The sequence below is a fragment of the Streptomyces tatrensis genome, assembly GCF_049310065.1.
Classification (GTDB): Bacteria; Actinomycetota; Actinomycetes; order Streptomycetales; family Streptomycetaceae; genus Streptomyces.
The window spans coordinates 4,456,508-4,473,950 of sequence record NZ_JBMDLB010000011.1; the positions used below are offsets into that span (position 1 = coordinate 4,456,508).

A 17,443-nucleotide genomic window follows, 5' to 3' on the forward strand; every position below is an offset into this window, starting at 1 on the left:
CGGCCCGGATCAGCGGGGCTCCGCCTTGCGCGCCATCTCCGCGAGGTCCGCGAGGGTCTTGTCGGGCTGTCCGCCCGGCTGCACGGCCTTGCCGATGTTCTTCTTGACGTCCTCGCTGACGGCCGCCCAGGACTTCTTGCCCACCGGGTACAGGCGTGCGTTGGGCAGTGCGTGCAGGAAGGTCTTCAGCTCCGCCGAGGACGCGCCCGTGGAGGCGTCCATCGCCCGGGAGCCGCTGGTGGTGACCGGGAGCAGGTCGTACTTCTCGGTGAAGGTCGTGACGTTGTTCTCCTCGTACAGGAAGTCGAGGAACTTCCCGGACTGCGTCTGGTGGCCGGTCTTGAAGGCCATCACCCAGTCGGCGACGCCCATCGTCGGGTGGGGCACCCCGTCGGAGGTCGGCATGGGCGTCATGCCGTACTCCACGCCCTTCGCGGCGGCCTGCTTGAGGAGGGTCGGGTGCCCGTTGAGCATGCCGACCTCGCCGCGCGCGAAGGAGTCGAAGGCGGCCTGGCGGTCCAGCTTGGCCGGTGCGACGGGGCCGGTCAGGCCCGTGCCGACGAGCTCGTCGCGCAGGAACTCCAGGGTCTTGATGTTGGCCGCGGAGTCGATCGAGTACGCGTCCTCGTTGTCGGCGTAGCCTCCGCCGCCCGCGAGCAGCCACTGCATGGTCTCGGCCTGCGCCTCCTCGCGGCCCAGGGGCAGCGCGAAGGGCGTCGGGACCCCGTCCGCCTTGAGCTTCTTGGCGGCGGCCTCCAGGTCGGCCCAGCTCTTGGGCTGCCAGCGGGTCTTGCCGTCCTTGGGGATGATTCCGGCGTCGGCGAAGAGCTTCTCGTTGTAGAACATCAGCCGGGTGCTGGCCACGAAGGGCATGCCGTACTGGACGCGCCGGACCTTGCCCGCCTCGGCGAGCGGTTCGAGGAAGTCGGCCTGGGTGTTCACGGAGAGCAGCTCGTCGGCGGAGTACAGCTTGCCCTCGGCCGCGTAGTCGGCGTAGGCGCCGATCTGGGCGATGTCGGGGGCCTCGCCGGCCTTGACCATCTCGGCGACCTTGGCGTCGACCTCGGACCAGGAGTAGACGTCGACCTGGACCTTGATGCCGGGGTTGCGCTTCTCGAAGGACGCGGCGAGGTCCTTCCAGTAGGGCTTGGAGGAGTTTTCCGGTTTGTCCCCGTAGTCGGCCGCCACGACCTTCAGGGTGACCTCGTTGTCTCCGGTGAGGCCCGACACGGCGCCGCAGCCGGTCAGCGTCACGGTCGTCAGGCACAGTGCGAGGCCGGACGCGGCGAGGTTCAGCTTTCTGGCCTGGACAGTTCGCGCCTTCAAAGTTCTCGTTCCACCCCAGGTTGTTCCGTACGATTCGCGTAAAGGTCTACACCACTTTTGAGCCTCGTCAACATCCGGGTCCAAACGTGCACACAGCCTGCACGCGCACACGCGTACGGGCCCGCGCACGGACCCGCGTGCCGGCCCGCCGCCCGACGAAGGTCCTGAATTTGTATGGCTACTCAACAATCCCTCCCAGTGGACTAGACCTTTGCCCTCCGATCACGCGAGACTGTCACCCGTGAAACCCGTGAAACACGTCATCGCCCTCGATGTGGGCGGCACTGGGATGAAGGCCGCCCTCGTCGCCGCCGACGGCACCCTGCTCCACGAGGCGCGCCGCGCCACCGGCCGCGAGCGGGGCGCCGAAGCCGTCGTCGAGACGATCCAGGACTTCGCCGCCGAGCTCCTCGACCTCGGCCGGGAGCGCTTCGCCACCACCGCCTCCGCGGCCGGCGTGGCCGTCCCCGGCATCGTCGACGCCGAGAACGGAATCGCCGTCTACGCGGCGAACCTGGGCTGGCGCGACGTCCCCATGCGCGAGCTGCTCGGCAGACGCCTCGGCGGGATCCCGGTCGCGCTGGGCCACGACGTCCGCACGGGCGGACTCGCCGAAGGCCGCATCGGCGCGGGCCGCGGCGCCGACCGCTTCCTGTTCGTCCCCCTCGGCACCGGCATCGCCGGAGCCATCGGCATCGCCGGCCGCATCGAGGCCGGCGCGCACGGGTACGCGGGCGAGATCGGCCACATCGTGGTCCGCCCCGGCGGCCCCGCCTGCGGCTGCGGCCAGCGCGGCTGCCTGGAGACCCTCGCCTCCGCCTCCGCCGTCAGCCGCGCCTGGGCTGCCGCCTCCGGCGACCCCGAAGCGGACGCCGCGGACTGCGCCAAGGCCGTGGAGTCGGGCGACGAGCGCGCCCGGGAGGTCTGGCTCGCCGCCATCGGCGCCCTGGCCGACGGGCTGGTCACCGCGATCACCCTGCTGGACCCGCGCACGCTGATCATCGGTGGCGGGCTGGCCGAGGCCGGGGAAACCTTGTTCACACCACTACGGACGGCCGTCGAGGAACGCGTGACGTTCCAGCGGCTGCCCCACATCGTTCCGGCGGCCCTCGGGGACACCGCCGGATGCCTGGGTGCAGGGCTGCTCGCCTGGGATCTACTCGCCACGGAGGTACCTGCCTGATGTCCGGAAGCGCACATGTGGGCCGCAGCACCGTTCTGACCGGCGCCGACGTGGTGCTGCCCACGGGCATCGTCAAGGGCGGACGCCTCATCGTCGACGGCGAGCGCATCGCCGGCAGCGCCGAGGAGAACGCGGCCGTCGTCGACCTCTCCGGGTGCCTGATCGTCCCCGGCTTCGTCGACATGCACAACCACGGCGGCGGCGGCGCCTCCTTCACCTCCGGCACCGCCGAGGAGGTGCTCAAGGGCGTACGGACCCACCGCGAGCACGGCACCACCACCCTGGTCGCCTCCACCGTCACCGGCGACCTGGACGAGCTGGCCCGCCGCGCCGGACTGCTCGCCGAGCTGACCCAGCAGGGCGACATCGCGGGCATCCACTTCGAGGGCCCCTTCATCAACCCCTGCCGCAAGGGCGCGCACAAGGAAGACCTCCTGCGCGACCCCGACCCGGCCGAGGTCCGCAAGCTGATCGACGCCTCGCACGGCGCAGCCCGGATGTTCACCCTCGCCACCGAACTCCCCGGCGGCCTGGACTCCGTACGGCTGCTCGCCGAGCACGGGGTCATCGCGGCGATCGGCCACACGGACTCCACGTACGAGCAGACCCTCGAAGCCATCGACGCGGGCGCGACCGTCGCCACCCACCTCTACAACGCGATGCCGGGCCTGGAGCACCGCGCCCCGGGCCCCATCGCGGCCCTGCTGGAGGACGAGCGGGTCACCGTCGAGCTGATCAACGACGGCACCCACCTGCACCCCGCCATGCTGGAGCTGGCCTTCCACCACGCGGGCGCGAACCGGGTGGCGCTGATCACCGACGCGATGGACGCGGCCGGCTTCGGCGACGGGATCTACCACCTCGGCCCGCTGGAGGTCGAGGTCAAGGAGGGCGTTGCCCGCCTCGTCGAGGGCGGCTCCATCGCGGGCTCCACCCTCACCCTGGACACCGCCTTCAAGCGGTCGGTCACCCTCGACAAGCTCCCCGTCGAGTCCGTGGTCCAGGCGATCTCCGCCAACCCGGCCAAGCTGATCGGCGTCTACGACCAGGTCGGCTCGCTGGAGCCCGGCAAGTACGCGGACCTCGTCGTCCTCGACTCCGCCTTCGACGTCCGCGGCGTCATGCGGCGCGGCGAATGGATCGTGGACCCGCTCGCCGCGGGCAACTGATCAGGGACTTCTCCGGAAGCGGTCGGCCCCGGGTGCTGGGCCGACCGCTCCTCTGTTTGACATGCTGTTGCCCCGCACGAGGCGGCACACACCGAGACCGGGGCCCGTCATGATCCTGACCGTGACGCTCAACACCGCGCTCGACGTCACCTACCGCGTACCGCGCCTGCTCGCGCACGCCTCCCACCGCGTCACCGAGGTCACCGAACGCCCCGGCGGCAAGGGCCTCAACGTGGCCCGCGTGCTCGCCGCGATCGGCCACGAGGTCACCGCGACCGGCTTCGCGGGCGGCCCCACCGGAACCCTCGTGCGCGAGCTGCTCGCCGGCTCCCCCGGCGTCCGCGACGAGCTCGTCCCCTGCGCGGGCACCACCCGCCGCACCCTGGCCGTCGTCGACGAGGCCTCCGGGGACACCACGCAGTTCAACGAACCCGGCCCGCTGATCACCGCCGCCGAGTGGTCCGGTTTCCTCGCCCGCTACGAGGCCCTGCTGGCGGGCGGCGCCCGCGCGGTGGCCCTGTGCGGCAGCCTGCCCCCGGGCGTCCCCATAGGGGCCTACGCGACCCTCGTACGGGCGGCCCGCGCGGCCGGCGTGCCCGTCCTCCTCGACACCAGCGGCGAAGCCCTGCGCCGCGGGGTCGCCGCCCGCCCCGACGTGATCAAACCGAACGCCGCCGAGCTGGCCGAGCTGACCGGATCGCGGGACCCGCTGCCCGCCACCCGGGACGCCCGCCGCCGCGGGGCCCACGCCGTGGTCACCTCGCTCGGCCCGGAGGGACTGCTGGCCGCCACCGCCCAGGGCACCTGGCGCGCGGCCCCGCCCCGCACCCTGGCGGGCAACCCCACCGGCGCCGGCGACTCCGCGGTCGCGGGCCTCCTCTCGGCCCTCACCGAAGGCCTGGACTGGCCGGACCGCCTGACCCGCGCGGTGGCCCTCTCGGCAGCCACGGTCGCGGCCCCCACGGCGGGAGACTTCGACCCCCGCACCTACGAGGAGGTACGGGGGTCGGTGAAGGTCACGGCCGGCTGAGCGGCCGGCTGGAGGTCAGCGCTTCTCGAGGACGAACCGGTCGATGACCGCCTCGCAGGAGTTGCCCGCCTCGCAGGAGATCTTGATGGTGTTCGTGCCCTGCTTGAGGTTCACGTAGGAGTAGGTGTTGGTCCAGCCCTTGGCCCAGTCACCCTCGCCGGCCTTCGCGAAGTTCTTCATGTTGATCGGCCGGGTCTGCACCTTGTCGTTGATCGCCAGCGTCATGCCGGCGTCCTTGCCCGGCACGCCGTAGTACATCCGGAAGGTGTACTCGCCGGTCTTGGGGACCTCCAGCGTCCAGGTCACCGCGGCACCCTGCTGGTTGAAGCCGCCGACGTACTTGCCGCCGTCGCTCTTCGCACCCGGCACCGCGCTCTCCAGCGCCGCGCCACCGCTGATCACCATGCCCGGGCCGCCCGCGTCGCCCTTGGGCAGCGGGGCGTCCGCCGACGCGGAGCCGCTCGGCTGGTTCGAGGGGGTGTTCTGGGCGGGGGCCGACGGGCTCTGGCCCGCGTTCGCGTTGTTCTTGTTCTTGTCGGCGTCGTCGTCCTTGCCGAAGATCACGGCCGCGCCGATGCCGATCGCCACCGCGGCGACCACCGCGACGGCCGCGATGAGCATGCCCCTGCGGCTGGACCCGCCGCCGCCGTGCCCGCCGCCGTGGCTCCCGCCGCGCCCGCCGCCGGAGCCCGGCAGCGGAACGGACTGGGTGTACTGCGGGGGCTGCTGCTGCGGCGGAACGCCGTAGCCGCCCGCCTGGAGCGCTTCGGGTGCCTGGTACTGCGCCTGGTAGGCCGGAGGCTGCTGCTGCGGGACCTGCCCGCGCTGGCCGCCGTAGGGCCGGTCACCGACCGTGCGGACCTGGTTGTACGAGGTCCGGGGCACACCCGGCTGACCGCCGGTGGGTCCCGGGTAGCCGTACCCGCCGCCCTGCCCGGGCGGGGTGGCACCCGCGGCCTGGCCGTCCTCGTAGAGGTAGCCGAACGGGTCGTCATCCTCGGGCTTGTTCGCCCCGTTGTTCGGGCCGTGGTTCGCGGGCGTCGTCATCGCAGGTCACTCCTTTCGACCCCGGGGAGCCTACCCCGAACAGGTGCGCCCACGGGCGGCCCGAGAGTTTACCCGGCCCTGCGGTGTGCCTTCGAACGGGAACGCTTCTCGATGTACATGCGCTGGTCGGCGGAGCGCAACACCTCGTCCGCCGACATGCCGCAGCTCGCCCAACCGATCCCGAAACTCGCTCCCACACGGACCGCACGGCCGTCCACCCGGATCGGCGGGATGATGGCGTTCCGCAGCCGCACGGCGAGGTCGGCGGCGTCGGCGGCGCCCAGCCCGTCGGCGAGGACGACGAACTCGTCACCGCCCAGCCTGGCGACCGTGTCCCCGTCCCGGACACCGGTCGTCAGCCGCCGGGCCACCTCGATCAGGACCGCGTCGCCGGTGTGGTGCCCGAACCGGTCGTTGATCGACTTGAACCCGTCGAGGTCGCAGAAGAGCACCGCGAGCCCCTTCGTACCGTCGTCGATGTCGGTCGCCGGAGCGACCGTGTGCACGTGGTGGTCGTACGGGCCGCCCGCGGCCGAACCGCCCGGGCCGCCCATGCCGCCGGGGAACTCGAAGGGCTCGGGGAAGCCGTCGGGCCGGAACCCGTGCTCGCCCGGTGCGCCCTCCACCGAGGGCCGGGTCTCGAAGGCCGCGTCCAGCGCCTCCACGGCGGTGGCGCGCACCGACTGCGGGCGGCGACAGAGCCGGGCCCCGAGCCGGGAGCGCAGCTCGGCGCTGTTGGGCAGGCCGGTCAGCGAGTCGTGGCTGGCCCGGTGGGCGAGCTGCAGCTCGTGCCGCTTGCGCTCCTCGATGTCCTCGACGTGCGTGAGCAGGAAGCGCGGCCCGTCGGCTGCGTCGGCGACGACGGAGTTGCGCAGCGAGACCCAGACGTACGTACCGTCGCGCCGGCCCAGTCTGAGCTCGGCGCGGCCGCCCTCGGCGGAGGTGCGCAGCAGGGTGCCGATGTCCTCGGGGTGCACGAGGTCGGAGAAGGAGTACCGGCGCAGCACGGAGGCGGGCCGCCCCAGCAGCCGGCACAGCGCGTCGTTGGTGCGCAGCAGGCGGCCGTGCTGGTCGCCGCCCATCTCGGCGATGGCCATGCCGCTCGGCGCGTACTCGAAGGCCTGGCGGAACGACTCTTCACTGGCGCGCAGGGCCTGCTGCTCGCGCTCGAGGCGGACCAGGGCCCGCTGCATGTTCGCGCGGAGCCGGGCGTTGCTGATGGCAATCGCGGCCTGGAAGGCATACATCTGGAGCGCTTCGCGACCCCAGGCGCCGGGCCGGCGGCCGTTGCGCGGGCGGTCCACGGAGACCACGCCGAGCAGTTCGCCGCCGGAGGCGTACATGGGTGCGTAGAGCCGGTCCTCGGGGTGCCACTCGTCCTCGAACCGCGGGTCGGGGCCCTCGGTGTGCCACTGGGGAACGTCGTCCTCGACGAGGACCCAGCCCTCGGTGTGCGGGATGAAGCGCAGTCCGTCCCAGTTCTCGCCCATCGTCAGGCGGCGTTCCCAGGAGGCGCGCGAGCCGACGCGGCCGGTGATCAGGGCTTCGGCGGCGGGGTCTCCCGCGAAGGCGGCGACGACCAGATCACCGTCGGGGCGAACGAGGTTGACACAGGCGAGTTCGTAGCCGAGGCCGAGGACGATGCCGTCGACGACGGTCTGCAGGGTGTCCGCCAGGCTCCGGGCCGTATTGAGCTCGGCCACCACCCGGTGCAGCTGCCGCAGGGTCGCAAGACGGACGTACGGCTCCGACTCGGTCTCCATTGCTCGCTCTCCCCGAGACCTCGACAGCAACTCCAGGTTTGTCATCGGCGCTTCGTTGCGGTGTCCCGTCCACTGAATCACAGTGAGCTGTGCGGCAGGTACACAGGGTCAACAAATCTTGCTCTCTGTGGCTCAAGTCACATGAGATGAATAAGGGTGACCGCCGCGCCGCCCCACTCGGATCCATTCCGGCCGGTTCGCCCGACTCGTTCCCGGGAGCAAACGATACGCCCGGACCCGGGAGATCCCGGGGACCCGAGGGGGCCCGAGGGCTCCCGGATCTGCTGGGAACGGCCCGGTCGGGCCGGGGCGGCTTAGGGCGAGGGGCGGGGGCGCACCTCGGACCTCCGCCCGATGCGCCGCGCGAGGGGTGACAGTAGCGTCCCGACCGTGCCCCCAACGACCCCCGTGACACCACTTTCCGTACCCGCCCCCCATGCTGAGGGGGTGAGCAACGACGAGTTCCGGGCCGCGATGTCCCGACTGGCGGCAGGCGTATGCCTGATCACCGCGCAGGAACCCCCCCTGTCGGCCGGCGGCCGCGGCGAGGACGTCGGCATGACGGCGACCGCCTTCATGTCCGTGTCCCTGGAACCGCCCCTGGTCCTCGTCAGCGTGCGCGAGGGCTCCCGGATGGACGACCTGCTGGCCGAGCAGCCCCTGTGGGCGGTGTCGGTGCTCGCCGACCACCAGGTCCAGACCGCGAGCCGGTTCTCGATGAAGAACCGCATCAGCGACCGGCTGCTCTTCGCCGACCTGCCCCACACGCGCGGGGGCATCTCCGGCGCCCCGCTGCTCTCGGGTTCTCTGGCCACCCTGGAGTGCCGTACGGAGAACCGCGTCGAGGCGGGCGACCACACCCTGGTCATCGGCCACGTCCTCACCGCGACCCAGCCGGCGCCGGACTCCCCGCCGCTGACGTACTTCCGGGGGCGCTACCGGCACCTGGCGCCCTGAGCGCCGGCGTCCGGGGGCTGCCGGGAGCGGGGGCTACCAGTCCCGCGCGTTGCGGCCCCGCTTGGTCTCGCCGCGGGCCTTCTTCTCGCGCAGCCGCCGCTCGTTGATGCCCCGGGGGATCTTCGTCGCCCGCCGCGCCTTCGGCGGCGGCGCCGTGGCCTCGGCCAGCAGCGCGGTCAGCCGGACCAGCGCCATCTCCCGGTTGCGGAACTGCGAGCGGTGCTCGGAGGCCCGTACGGTCACCACCCCGTCGACCAGCCGGGACGCGAGGCGCTCCAGCGCCCGCTCCTTCCACACGTCGGGCAGCGACTTCGTCGCCGCGACGTCGAAGAGGAGCTCGACGCGCGAGTCCGAGGTGTTCACGTGCTGGCCGCCCGGCCCGGAGGACCGCGAAAAACGCCAGGCGAGCTCGCCCTCGGGGAGCACGACCGAACCGCGGATGACATAGGGACCAGGCATGCCCCCTATGATCCGTGCCCGCCGGGGCCCCGTCACCCGCATTTCCGACCGCATCGCGGACAATTCTCCGAATGCGGAACCTGGCGCCCCTCTCCCCGCGTTATGGAGGGCAGCGGTAACTTGGGCACTCTCACGGTCGATACGACAAGTGAGACCAAGTGAGACTAGGAAGGGACACCAGTCACCATGGCAGTAAGCCTCTCCAAGGGCGGAAACGTCTCGCTCAGCAAGGAGGCCCCGGGCCTCGCGGCCGTCACCGTCGGCCTCGGCTGGGACACCCGGACGACCACCGGTGTCGACTTCGACCTGGACGCCTCCGCGATCGCGGTCAACCCGCAGGGCAAGGTCGTCTCCGACGGCCACTTCGTCTTCTTCAACAACAAGTCCACCCCGGACCAGACCATCGTCCACACCGGTGACAACCGCACCGGCGAGGGCGCGGGCGACGACGAGGCCATCAACGTCAACCTCGCGGGCCTGCCCGCCGACGTCGACAAGATCGTCTTCCCGGTCTCCATCTACGACGCCGAGACCCGCAGCCAGAACTTCGGCCAGGTCCGCAACGCGTACATCCGCGTGGTGAACCAGGCCGGCGGCGTCGAGATCGCCCGCTACGACCTCTCCGAGGACGCGGCGACCGAGACCGCCATGGTCTTCGGCGAGCTGTACCGCAACGGCGCCGAGTGGAAGTTCCGTGCCGTGGGCCAGGGTTACGCCTCCGGCCTGACCGGCATCGCCCAGGACTTCGGCGTCAACGTCTGACCCTGAGCGCCCGCGTCCGAGGACGCGTCTCAGCTGAAGCCCCCTCCCGGCCGTCCGGGGAGGGGGCTTCGCTACCGTTCGGTACGTGATCCTCCTGCCGCTCGCTCCCCTCGAGGACGGCGCCCTGCCGGGCCCGGTCCTCAGCGAAATCGCCACGCTCTACGCGACGAACCACGCGTTCTTCGAGCTCAGCGGCGATTTCCCCGACCCCGGCCGCATCACGGTCGAGCAGGTCGCCGCCGCACTCGCCGACGAGCTCGCCCATGAAGGCGCCGAGGTCCTCCTCGCCCGCTCCGCCGGACGCCTCGTAGGCCTGGCCGCCACCCTCGCCCACACTGGTCACCTTTCCCCTGGTGATCCGGCGTCCGAGGACCCCGACCCGTGGATCGGCCTCCTGCTCATCGACGCCACCGCGCACCGCGAGGGGTACGGCCGCGCCGTGGTCGCCCTGGTCGAGGACCGCTTCCGCGCCGCCGGACGCTCGGGCGTACGGCTCGCCGTGCTCGACGGCAACGAGAAGGGCCTCGCCTTCTGGCAGTCCCAGGGCTACGTCACCCTGCGCCAGGGCGCCGACCGCGAGGCGGGCCGGCCCTGCACGGTCCTGCGCAAGGCCCTGTAGGCGGGGGAGCTGCGGGGCCGCCTACGGCGCCTTGGGTGCCTTGGGGCGGTCCTTCCCGTACAGCCACACGTCCCAGACCTCCGTCAGGTCACGGCCGGTCTTCTCCTCCGCGTAGGCGGTGAAGTCGGCCGTGCTCGCGTTCCCGTGCCGGTGGTCGGCGGCCCAGCCGCGCACCAGGGCGAAGAACTTCTCGTCGCCGACCTCCTGCCGGACCCGTTGCAGGACCATCGCCCCGCGCCCGTACACCGGGGACGCGGAGATCTCCTTCGGGCTCCGCGGGGCGGCCGGCGGGAAGGCGCCCCAGTCCGAGCCCGCCTCCCCGTCGACGCGGGTGTCCCCGGCGAGGTAGGCGTCGAAGTGCTGCTGTGCGCTCGGCCCGCCGTGGTCCTCGGACCACAGCCACTCGGCGTAGGTCGCGAAGCCCTCGTTGAGCCACATGTCCTTCCAGGACTTCGGCGACACGGAGTTCCCGAACCACTGGTGCGCCAGCTCGTGCAGCACCAGCTCCTGGCTGCCGGGCGCCCCCGGGAACACCGGCCGGGTCTGCGTCTCCAGTGCGTAGCCGAGGCTGTGCGCGGGCAGCACGATCGCGCCGGTCGCGGAGAAGGGGTACGGGCCGAACCGCCCGATGCCCCACTCCACCATCTCGGGCAGCCGCGACAGCGGGGCCCTGCTCGCCGCCGCCTCGCCGGGCGCCACCGCCGTGTAGACGGGGATCCCGGAGGCGGTCCGCCCGGTCGTCACCTCGAACTTCCCGACGGCCACGGTCGCCAGGTAGCTCGCCATCGGCTCCGCGGAGTGCCAGGCGAACACGGTCCGCCCGCCGCCCGCCTCCCCCTTCTCCTCCGTACGGGAACGCAGCACGCCGTTGGAGACGGCCTCGTACCCCCGGGGGACGCTCACCCTGATGTCGTACGTGGCCTTGTCGCTCGGGTGGTGGTTCCCCGGGAACCAGGCCATCGACCCGACGGGTTCGCCGACGGCGACCGCGCCCTTGCCGCCCGGGGTGACGATCCACCCTTCCTCGGACCCGTCGGGGTCGGTCACCGTCTTGGGCCGGCCGGAGTAGTCGACCTCCGTACGGAAGACCTCCCCCCGCTCCAGATCCTCGGCGGGGCGCACCGTCAGCTCGTTGCCGGAGCGGTTGAAGCGGGCCCCGACGCCCTGCACGCTCACGCCCTCCACCTCGAGTCCGCTGAGGTCGAGGTTGAAGGAGCTGAGCCCGTGCTCGGCGCGGGCGGTGATGACGGCGGTGGCGTGCAGCCGCCCGTCGGCCGGGTCGTAGTCGAGGTCCAGGGAGTAGTGCTCGACCTGGTAACCGCCGTTGCCGGCCTTGGGGAAGAACGGGTCGCGCACCCCCGACGCACCCGGCCGCCCCTGCACGGTCTCCCCCGTGCAGCCGGTGAGGGCGAGCAGGGTGGCGACGGCAGGGGCGGCCAGGCGTGCGAGAAAGCGGTGATCCACGCCTTCGAGACTACGTCCCGTAACGCTCGTCTCCGGCTACTTGGCGAGGGCGTCCACGCCGGCCTTGGCGAACTTCTCGTCCAGGTCACCGCTCGGGGCGCCGGCCACGCCGATGCCCGCGACCGGGGCGCCCTCGGCCTGGACCGGGGTGCCGCCGCCGAGGAAGAGGGTGCCGGGGATGTCCTTCAGGTTCGGGGTCTGCGCGAGGCGGCCGGCGAGCACCGAGGTCGGGGCGTTCCAGGACACGGCGGTGAAGGCCTTGCGCTGCGCGGACTCGTAGGACTGCGGGCCGGCGCCGTCACCGCGCAGCGTGACGATGGTGTTGCCGTTGCGGTCCACCACGGCGACGGTCACCTTCTGGTTCTCCTGCTCGGCGGCGTGCAGCGCGGCCTGGGCGGCGCGGGTGGCGGCGTCGATGGTGAGGTGCGTGGAGGTGGTGAAGTTCTTCTTGTCGCCGTCCTTCTTCGCGACGGCGGCGGTGGCGGCGGCCGGAGCGGAGGCCGGGGCGGCGCTGGCGCTGACCGCGCCGAAGGCTCCGGCGCCGAGGGCGACGGCGACGGCGGTACCGGTGAGAACGCGGGTGCGGGTCTTCATGTCTGCTGCTCCTGTGAACGTCGGCACGGCGGGCGGTCCTGCCGTTGCTCCAAGCCTCTCCCCGCCACCCCCACCACCCCGTCCCCGTACCGGCTCCGAACCCGCCCCCCACCGGCTGACCCAGGGGTCAACCGATCGGCTGATGCGCCCTGCCCCCACGGCACGCTTACCTGACCTTCCGGCACCACACCCAGCCGCCCGGGCCGCCTTCCCACCCATCCCAGCCGTCCGACGCTCGAGGACCAGGGTCCGGGCCTTTCCAGCCGTCCGGCGTCGGAGGCCCAGGGCCTGGGCACTTTCAGCCGTCCGGCGTTTGAGGACCGGGGTCCGGGGCGGAGCCCCGGGGGGTCCGGGGCGGAGCCCCGGGGGGTCCGGGGCGGAGCCCCGGGGGGTCCGGGGCGGAGCCCCGGGGGGTCCGGGGCGGAGCCCCGGGGGGTCCGGGGCGGAGCCCCGGGGGGTCCGGGCGCAGCCCGGTACCCCTCCAGCCCGTCCGGCGCTTGAGGACCGGGTCAGGGCCGGCCCTGGGAACGGAGGAAGGGCGGGTAGGGGACTCCGCCCCGCAGGGCCGACCACCCGCACAGCCGGACAACCGGCACCATGGACATACGCACCACCCCCAGGAGCACCCCCGTGACCAGCGCACACCTCCCCGGCCCGCCGAGCCCGGCAACCACCCCACCCCAAAAAGACACCCGCGCCCTCGCCACGGTCATGCACACCGCGTTCTTCCTCCTCCTGGGCGCCTCCGTGGCCCGCTTCCTCCTCCGCCACCCCGGCGAACCCCGCACCCCGTGGATCATCGCCCTCGGCATCACCCTGGCCCTGCTCTACGTACTCGGCCCCGCCCTCGGCGCCGCCCCCACCCTGCGCCGCCTCCTCTGGCTCGGCCTGGTCGTCGCCGTCTGGGTGGTCCTCGTCGTCCTCGCGCCGAGCTTCGCCTGGTGCGCCGTACCGCTCTTCTACACGGCCCTGCGCACCCTCCCGCCCCGCGCGGCCGTCGTCCTCGTGGCCCTGCTCACCGTGTTCGTCGTAGCGGCCCAGCTCCGCCTCGCCCAGACCTCCGGCCCGGGCGGCGAGCCCTTCGACCCCAACCTCCTCCTCGCCCCGCCCGCCGTCGCCGCGATCGCCACCGCCGTGTTCGTCCACATGGAGCGCCAGGCGGCAGCCCAGCGCACCCTGATCGACGACCTGATCCGCACCCGCCGGGAACTGGCCGCCACCGAACGCCGCGCCGGCACCCTCGCCGAACGCCAGCGCCTCTCGATGGAGATCCACGACACCCTGGCCCAGCACCTGTCCAGCCAGCAGATGCTCCTCCAAGCCGCCGACCGCACCTGGGACACCGACCCGGGCACCGCCCGCGCGCACGTCCGTACCGCCACCGACATCACCGCCCGCGGCCTCGCCGAGGCCCGCCGCCTGGTGCACGACCTCGCGCCGCGCGAACTCTCCGACGGCGCCGGCCTCCCGGACGCCCTGCGCGCGCTGGACGCGGGACCGGACATCGAGGTCCGCTTCCACCTGGAGGGCGCGCCGGTCCCCCTCCCCGCCCGCGCGGAGCAGGCGCTGCTGCGCATCGCGCAGGGCGCGCTGGCGAACGTACGGGAGCACTCGGGGGCCCGTACCGCGGCCCTCACGCTGAGCTTCCTGGGCGACCAGGTCGTCCTGGACGTCGCCGACGACGGCCACGGCTTCACCCAACTGCGCTCCGTTGCCGCCGAACGCGGCCACGGCCTCCCCGCTATGCGCGCCCGCGTCCGCCAGCTCGGCGGCACCCTGACCATCGAATCCACCGCGGGCGAGGGCACGGTCCTGTCGGCGTCGATCCCCCTGGAGCACACCCCATGACCACGATCCTCCTCTGCGACGACCACGTGGTGGTCCGCGCCGGCCTGCTGGCCCTGCTCGGCAGCGAGCCGGACATCGAGGTGCTCGGCGAGGCGGGCAGCGGCGAGGAGGCGGTCGCGCTGGCGGCCAAACTCCGCCCCGACGTGGTCCTGATGGACCTCCAGCTCGGCGAGGGCATCGACGGCGTGGAGGCCACCCGCCGCATCACCGCCGCCCCGAACCCCCCGCACGTCCTGGTCCTGACCACGTACGACACCGACGCGGACATCACCCGGGCCATCGGCGCGGGCGCCACGGGCTACCTCCTGAAGGCGGAACGCCCGGAGGAGCTGTTCGCCGCGATCCACTCCGCCGCCCAGGGCCGCACCACGCTCTCCGCCCCCGTGGCCAGCCGCGTCATGGCCCACATGCGCGGCGGCAACCGGCCCACCCTGACCGACCGTGAGCTCGACATCCTCGGCCAGCTCGCCCGCGGCCTCGGCAACCGCGACATCGCCCGCGCCCTGTTCATCAGCGAGGCCACGGTCAAGACCCACCTGGGCCGCATCTACGACAAGCTCGGCGTCGACACCCGCGCGGGCGCGGTCTCGGTGGCCAAGGAGCAGCGCCTCCTTCCCTGAAGCCGTCCCTGAAGCCGTCCCCGAGACGGGGGCCATCGGCATCGTCCATCCGTACGAGATCGCGCTCGTACGCCGCGCCGATCCCCCGCGGGCGGCCGCACGACAGGCTCGTCAGTGCCCGGACCATCCCGAGCCGGCCCGGGCGCAACCAGCCGTGTCGAGAGGAACCCGCCATGCCGACCACCGATTTCGCCCCGGAACGCCGCCGCATGCTCACCATGCTGGGCACCGGCGCCGCCGTAGCCGGGCTCGGCGCACTCGCCTCCGCGACGCCCGCCACCTCCGCCGCGTCCGAGGAGCTCTCGACCGCCTCCTACGGCTCCGGCCCGGCCGGTTCGGCGGAGGACGAGCTGGCGATCAACCGCCTGCTGGAGACCTACCTCTTCGCCGTGGACACCAAGGACAAGACGGTCTTCCGGACCCTCTTCACCGACGACGCCACCCTCACGGTGATGGCCCACCCCGACGGCACCGCCGGCATCGTCAAGTCCGGCATCGAGGCGGTCGTCGCGAACCTCGACGGCGCGGCGGCCTGGGGCTACTCCACCCACGTCACGGCCAACGCCCTCATCCGCGTCACCGGCCGCTACACCGCGACCGGCGACAGCCACGCCACCGCCCAGCTCGTGTACCCGGCCACCGCCACCGCCCCGGAGACCGTCGTCGTACGCGGCATCCGCTACCGCGACGAGTACGTGAGGTCCGCGGGCGTCTGGAAGATCCGCAAGCGCGTCTTCTCCCCGCTCTGGCAGTACAACGCCGCCGCGGTCCAGATCAACTACCCGAACTGACGCGACCCGCCCCGGGGTTCACCCCAGCCCGATGAGCCCCCGGTCGACGGCCGCGCGCACGGCCGCCGTACGGTTCTCCACCCCGAGCTTCTCGTAGACGTGCACGAGGTGGGTCTTGACCGTGGTCCCGCTGATGAACAGCGCCGAGCCGATCTCCCGGTTGGAGCGGCCCGTCGCGATCAGCTCCAGGATCTCGGTCTCCCGCGCCGTCAGCGCCGCGCTCGGCGCCCGGTAGCGGCTCATCAGCCGCGAGACCACCGAGGGCGACAGCGCCGACTCCCCCGCCGCGACCGTCCGCAGCGCCTGGAACAGCAGGTCGGGCGGGGACCCCTTCAGCAGGTACCCCGCCACACCCGCCTCCACGGCCCGGACCACGTACGCGTCGGACTCGTAGCTGCTGAGCACGACCACCCGGGGCGGCGCGGGCAGCCGGCCGATCCGCCGCGTGGTCTCCACCCCGCACATCCCCGGGCCCATCCGGATGTCCATCAACACCAGCTCGGGCCGCAGCTCGCGCACCATCCGCAGGGCGGCACCCCCGTCGGCCGCCTCCCCGCACACCTCGAACTCGGGACACCCGCCCAACAGCGCGCGCAGCCCCGCCCGCACGACGGGATGATCGTCCACCAGCAGGATCCGGACGGGCATCATCCCGACCCCGGTTTCGGCCCCGGTCTCGGCCCCGGCGCGGGCACCGGCCCCAGCCCCAGCACCGGCACCGGCACCGGCACCGGCACCAGCGGGGGCACCGGCACGCAGACCGACACCACCGTCCCGCCCCCACCCGGGCTGCTCTCCACCGTGGCCGTACCCCCCAGGTACCCGATACGGCGGCGCAGCAGCCGCAGCCCGTCCCCGCCCGGTTGGCCGTCCCCGGTGGCGGCGGCCGGGTCGAACCCGACGCCGTCGTCCCAGACATCCAGGGCGAGTACGTACGGCTGGTAGGTCAGCGTCACCACGACAACGGAGGCCCGCGCGTGCCGGCGTACGTTGGCCAGGGCCCCCTGGGCCGCCCGCAACACCGCGCCCTCGACCCTGCCCGGCACCGGCCGGGGTTCCCCCTCCAGCCGGAACCGGGCCCCGTCCACCCCGGCGCACAGCTCGCCCAGCACCTCGGCCAGGGCACCCCGCTCCAGCTCCACCGGAGCCAGGTCGTGGATGATCCGCCGGGCCTCGGCGAGGTTCTCGCGCGCGGCGGCGGCCGCCTGCCGGACCAGCAGGCGGGCCTGCCCCGGCTCCCGGGTCCACTCCCGGTCGGCCGCGTCGAGCAACAGGTGCATGCTGGCCAGCCCCTGGGCCACGGTGTCGTGCAACTCGGCAGCGAGCCGGTTCCGCTCCCGCAACACCCCGACCCCCACGGCCTCACCGTGCCCCCCGGCTCCCCCCACACCCGCCCCCTCTCGCCACGCCCCCCGAACGCGCCGAGCTTAATCCGGCCGACCCGACACCCCCGGGGGGCATCAGGAACTCTGATCCCCGTACCCGCACCGCCCACGGAGCCGCCGTACGGAACCCCGCGGGCCTGGTACCCGGCGCCGCACGGTGCGGTACGGGACCCCGCCGGACGGGTGCGGTACGGGACCCCGGCGGGCGGTGCGGTACGGGACCCCGGCAGACGGTGCGCTACGGGACCCCAGCAGACGGTGCGGTACCGGACACCGGCAGACGGTGCGCTACGGGGACCCCGCCGGACGGTGCACTACGGGACCCCAGCAGACGGTGCGGTACGGAACCCCGGCGGACGGAGCGCTACGGGACCCCGCCGAGCGGTGCGGCAAGCGACCCCCGGGATCCCCGCCAGGACGCGCGGG

The 17,443-nt window shown here is 73.0% G+C and carries 17 protein-coding genes; 9 read left to right on the top strand and 8 right to left on the bottom strand.

Features of this window, described 5'->3' with window-relative positions; genetic code table 11:
* Nucleotides 1-9 precede the first annotated feature (9 nt).
* Nucleotides 10-1,326, bottom strand: a complete 1,317-nt coding sequence (locus ACODT5_RS35965; protein WP_422523265.1) for an extracellular solute-binding protein — start codon at nucleotides 1,324-1,326, stop codon at nucleotides 10-12.
* Between the two features lie 250 nt (nucleotides 1,327-1,576).
* Here ACODT5_RS35965 and ACODT5_RS35970 point away from each other — a divergent pair, with 250 nt between their 5' ends.
* The 3 genes from ACODT5_RS35970 to ACODT5_RS35980 all read left to right on the top strand — a co-directional run bounded on the left by ACODT5_RS35970 (nucleotide 1,577) and on the right by ACODT5_RS35980 (nucleotide 4,708).
* The gene (locus ACODT5_RS35970) at nucleotides 1,577-2,509 is read left to right on the top strand and encodes an ROK family protein (protein WP_383953198.1); all 933 of its coding nucleotides are present in this window, start codon (nucleotides 1,577-1,579) and stop codon (nucleotides 2,507-2,509) included.
* Nucleotides 2,509-3,678 carry an N-acetylglucosamine-6-phosphate deacetylase gene (gene nagA / locus ACODT5_RS35975; RefSeq protein WP_422523266.1) on the top strand — a complete coding sequence of 390 codons (1,170 nt, stop codon included), beginning with the start codon at nucleotides 2,509-2,511 and terminating at the stop codon, nucleotides 3,676-3,678. The genes ACODT5_RS35970 and nagA overlap by 1 nt, the downstream gene beginning before the upstream one ends.
* A 109-nt stretch (nucleotides 3,679-3,787) precedes the next feature.
* Entirely contained in the window at nucleotides 3,788-4,708 is a 921-nt protein-coding gene (locus ACODT5_RS35980) for a 1-phosphofructokinase family hexose kinase (RefSeq protein WP_422523267.1), read from the top strand.
* Nucleotides 4,709-4,723: 15 nt separating this feature from the next.
* Here ACODT5_RS35980 and ACODT5_RS35985 read toward each other — a convergent pair whose 3' ends face one another.
* Complete coding sequence (locus ACODT5_RS35985; protein WP_422523268.1) at nucleotides 4,724-5,755, bottom strand: carbohydrate-binding protein; 1,032 nt, start codon at nucleotides 5,753-5,755, stop codon at nucleotides 4,724-4,726.
* A gap of 68 nt (nucleotides 5,756-5,823) precedes the next feature.
* Complete coding sequence (gene cdgB, locus ACODT5_RS35990; protein WP_422523269.1) at nucleotides 5,824-7,518, bottom strand: diguanylate cyclase CdgB; 1,695 nt, start codon at nucleotides 7,516-7,518, stop codon at nucleotides 5,824-5,826.
* Nucleotides 7,519-7,872: 354 nt separating this feature from the next.
* Between cdgB and ACODT5_RS35995 the strand changes: the two genes are divergently transcribed.
* A complete protein-coding gene (locus ACODT5_RS35995; protein WP_422523270.1) occupies nucleotides 7,873-8,475 on the top strand; it encodes a flavin reductase family protein in 603 nt (200 codons plus the stop codon).
* Nucleotides 8,476-8,508: 33 nt separating this feature from the next.
* On the opposite strand, the gene arfB is transcribed toward ACODT5_RS35995, so the two are convergent.
* Nucleotides 8,509-8,934, bottom strand: coding sequence for an alternative ribosome rescue aminoacyl-tRNA hydrolase ArfB (gene arfB / locus ACODT5_RS36000; RefSeq protein WP_243339524.1), 426 nt, complete (start codon nucleotides 8,932-8,934; stop codon nucleotides 8,509-8,511).
* Between the two features lie 186 nt (nucleotides 8,935-9,120).
* On the opposite strand from arfB, the gene ACODT5_RS36005 reads away from it, so the two are divergent.
* On the top strand, nucleotides 9,121-9,696 hold the full coding sequence (locus ACODT5_RS36005) for a TerD family protein (protein ID WP_403717096.1): 576 nt from the start codon (nucleotides 9,121-9,123) through the stop codon (nucleotides 9,694-9,696).
* Nucleotides 9,697-9,781: 85 nt separating this feature from the next.
* Entirely contained in the window at nucleotides 9,782-10,315 is a 534-nt protein-coding gene (locus ACODT5_RS36010; RefSeq protein WP_422523271.1) for a GNAT family N-acetyltransferase, read from the top strand.
* A 21-nt stretch (nucleotides 10,316-10,336) separates the two neighbouring features.
* Here ACODT5_RS36010 and ACODT5_RS36015 read toward each other — a convergent pair whose 3' ends face one another.
* Nucleotides 10,337-11,779 (bottom strand): M1 family metallopeptidase, encoded by a 1,443-nt coding sequence (locus tag ACODT5_RS36015; RefSeq protein WP_422523272.1) that lies wholly within the window; start codon nucleotides 11,777-11,779, stop codon nucleotides 10,337-10,339.
* 36 nt (nucleotides 11,780-11,815) lie between these two features.
* A complete protein-coding gene (locus tag ACODT5_RS36020) occupies nucleotides 11,816-12,373 on the bottom strand; it encodes a GlcG/HbpS family heme-binding protein (RefSeq protein WP_422523273.1) in 558 nt (185 codons plus the stop codon).
* 711 nt (nucleotides 12,374-13,084) lie between these two features.
* Between ACODT5_RS36020 and ACODT5_RS36025 the strand changes: the two genes are divergently transcribed.
* The 3 genes from ACODT5_RS36025 to ACODT5_RS36035 all read left to right on the top strand — a co-directional run bounded on the left by ACODT5_RS36025 (nucleotide 13,085) and on the right by ACODT5_RS36035 (nucleotide 15,632).
* A complete protein-coding gene (locus ACODT5_RS36025; protein ID WP_422525143.1) occupies nucleotides 13,085-14,221 on the top strand; it encodes a sensor histidine kinase in 1,137 nt (378 codons plus the stop codon).
* Nucleotides 14,218-14,841 (top strand): response regulator, encoded by a 624-nt coding sequence (locus ACODT5_RS36030; protein WP_383953186.1) that lies wholly within the window; start codon nucleotides 14,218-14,220, stop codon nucleotides 14,839-14,841. Before ACODT5_RS36025 ends, ACODT5_RS36030 begins: the two co-directional genes overlap by 4 nt.
* A gap of 173 nt (nucleotides 14,842-15,014) precedes the next feature.
* Nucleotides 15,015-15,632: a nuclear transport factor 2 family protein gene (locus ACODT5_RS36035; protein WP_422523274.1), complete on the top strand. Its 618-nt coding sequence runs from the start codon at nucleotides 15,015-15,017 to the stop codon at nucleotides 15,630-15,632.
* An 18-nt stretch (nucleotides 15,633-15,650) separates the two neighbouring features.
* Here ACODT5_RS36035 and ACODT5_RS36040 read toward each other — a convergent pair whose 3' ends face one another.
* Both ACODT5_RS36040 and ACODT5_RS36045 read right to left on the bottom strand, forming a co-directional pair.
* Nucleotides 15,651-16,283: a response regulator gene (locus tag ACODT5_RS36040; protein ID WP_422523275.1), complete on the bottom strand. Its 633-nt coding sequence runs from the start codon at nucleotides 16,281-16,283 to the stop codon at nucleotides 15,651-15,653.
* A complete protein-coding gene (locus ACODT5_RS36045) occupies nucleotides 16,280-16,990 on the bottom strand; it encodes a sensor histidine kinase (protein WP_422523276.1) in 711 nt (236 codons plus the stop codon). Before ACODT5_RS36045 ends, ACODT5_RS36040 begins: the two co-directional genes overlap by 4 nt.
* Nucleotides 16,991-17,443 lie beyond the last annotated feature (453 nt).